The organism is Micromonospora endophytica (assembly GCF_003236305.1).
Classification (GTDB): Bacteria; Actinomycetota; Actinomycetes; order Mycobacteriales; family Micromonosporaceae; genus Micromonospora; species Micromonospora endophytica.
Window position 1 is genome coordinate 1 of record NZ_POTX01000445.1, and the last position, 1,974, is coordinate 1,974.

At 72.2% G+C, this 1,974-nt stretch carries 2 protein-coding genes; one reads left to right on the forward strand and one right to left on the reverse strand.

Annotated elements, in window-relative coordinates; translation table 11 throughout:
• The first annotated feature begins 296 nt into the window (after nucleotides 1–296).
• On the forward strand, nucleotides 297–1,103 hold the full coding sequence (locus tag C1I93_RS30335; RefSeq protein WP_111246661.1) for an HAD family hydrolase: 807 nt from the start codon (nucleotides 297–299) through the stop codon (nucleotides 1,101–1,103).
• Nucleotides 1,104–1,196: 93 nt separating this feature from the next.
• Here the strand turns inward: C1I93_RS30335 and C1I93_RS30345 are convergent, their stop codons facing one another.
• Nucleotides 1,197–1,943 carry a Fic family protein gene (locus tag C1I93_RS30345; RefSeq protein ID WP_111246662.1) on the reverse strand — a complete coding sequence of 249 codons (747 nt, stop codon included), beginning with the start codon at nucleotides 1,941–1,943 and terminating at the stop codon, nucleotides 1,197–1,199.
• Nucleotides 1,944–1,974: the final 31 nt, after the last annotated feature.

Below are 1,974 nucleotides of genomic sequence, written 5' to 3' on the forward strand. Positions count from 1 at the left end.
GTCGGGAGGTTCGGCTCCGGGGGGGTCGAGCCGAACCCGCTCAGCGGTCACGGGGGGTGCAACCGCCGAGGGTCTACCGGTGGTACGGGAAGTGAACGCTCGTCTTGTCACCAAGTCTGCCTGAGCAGACCTGTGTACGTCGAGTGGTGTAGCCTCCACTCCCTGCGAATTCCGGTGCGGAGGGTGTGACCGCAGTCACTCCTCGCAGGCGTCGCGCGGGCCGTCCCGCAGGTCCGGGCGGTCTTCGGCCCCCGGGCACCCGCCGACGATAGTGCATCGGGCTAGACTTTCGCGCCGTGGGCCGAAGTGCCGCTTTTTTCGATCTGGACAAGACCGTGATCGCCAAGTCGAGCGCCCTGGCGTTCGGTCGGCCGTTCTACCGAGACGGCCTGATCACTCGGCGTGACGTGGTCAAGTCGGCGTACGCGCAGCTGATGTTCCGGCTGGGCGGCACCGACGAGCAGACCATGGCCCGAACCCGGGACTACCTTGCCACGCTCTGTAAGGGCTGGCCGGTGGAACAGGTCCGCCAGATCGTCGCGGAGACGCTGCACGAGCTGATCAACCCTTATGTGTACGCCGAAGCCGCCGCCCTAATCGAGGAGCACCAGGCCGCCGGCCGGGACGTCGTACTCGTCTCCGCCTCGGGTGAGGAGATGGTGCGTCCGATCGGTGCGCTGCTCGGCATCACCGACGTGATCGCCACCCGGATGGGTGTGCTGGACGGCCGGTACAACGGTGAGGTCGAGTTCTACGCGGCCGGCCCGAGCAAGGCGGAGGCGGTGACCGAACTCGCCACCGAACGCGGGTATGACCTGGCCGATTCGTACGCCTACTCCGATTCGTACAGTGATCGGCCGCTGTTGGAGTGCGTGGGGCATCCGACGGTGGTCAACCCGGATCGGCAGCTGCGCCGGTTGGCGGTCGAGAACGCCTGGCCGGTGCTGGAGTTCCGGCACCCGATCCCGCTGGGTCGGCGGTTGCGGGAACGGCCCGCCGTTCCGGTCGCCGCCGCCGCGCTCGGGGTGGGCGTCGGGGTGGCGATCGGCATCGCCTGGTACGGCCGCCACCGCCGCGTCCGGGCCAGCGCCACCTCGGCCTGAGCCGGCACCGCCACCGTCCGAGCCAACGCCACCTCGGCCTGAGCCGGCCGGGCCGACGCCACCTCGGCCCGGCACCGCCCCCAAGCCGAATATTCAGGCGGCGGCCAGCACCTCGTCACCGATGGCTGTGAGCTGGTCGGCGCCCACCTCGACGGCTGCCATGTAGTGCCGCAGCCACGAGCGCAGCCCGTCGGGGGTGCCGGTGGCGAAGGCGCCGGCCGCACCGACGTACTCCGGTTCCCGCTCGCGGTGGCCGACATCGACGGCGAGCAACCCGCGGGGGTCGAAGCCGCGGGAGAGCAGCACCAGGCGGGCCGCGCCGCGCGCCACCACGCCGGAGGGGCCGGCGAAGGGCCGCAGGTTAAGCAGCTCACCGTGTACGACAGCAGCCAGCACCAGCGGGCTGACCTGGGTGCCGCCAGCCACCAGCGCGGCGAGGGCGTCCAGCCGGGCGGCGACCACCGGATCGTCGACCGGACGGCCCAGTTCGGCCTCGGTGACCAGTTCCCGGGCGGCGAGTACGTGCAGTTTCGCCAGGGCCTGCCGGGGTGCCTTCGGCCAGAGGTCGCTGAGGCCGGGCAGTGCACCGGCGACCCGCAGGGCGCCCTGGAGCACCGGTTCGGTGACGGTGCCGGCGCGTACCGTCTCCCGGTCGTGGGCCCGGCCTTCCAGGGCGGCGCTGGCCACCGCGGAGCGCAGGCTGACCTCGGCGGCGACCTGGCCGCCGTGCCGGCGCAGCGCGCGGTGGCCGAGCGTCTGGTCGAAGCGGGTACGGGCCTGCTCGACGGCGTCGGCGACGTCGGCGAGCGCGAGCAGTGGCGCGAGCGGGTCGGTCGTCACCCCGTCACGCTAGCGACCCCGGCACCCCGCC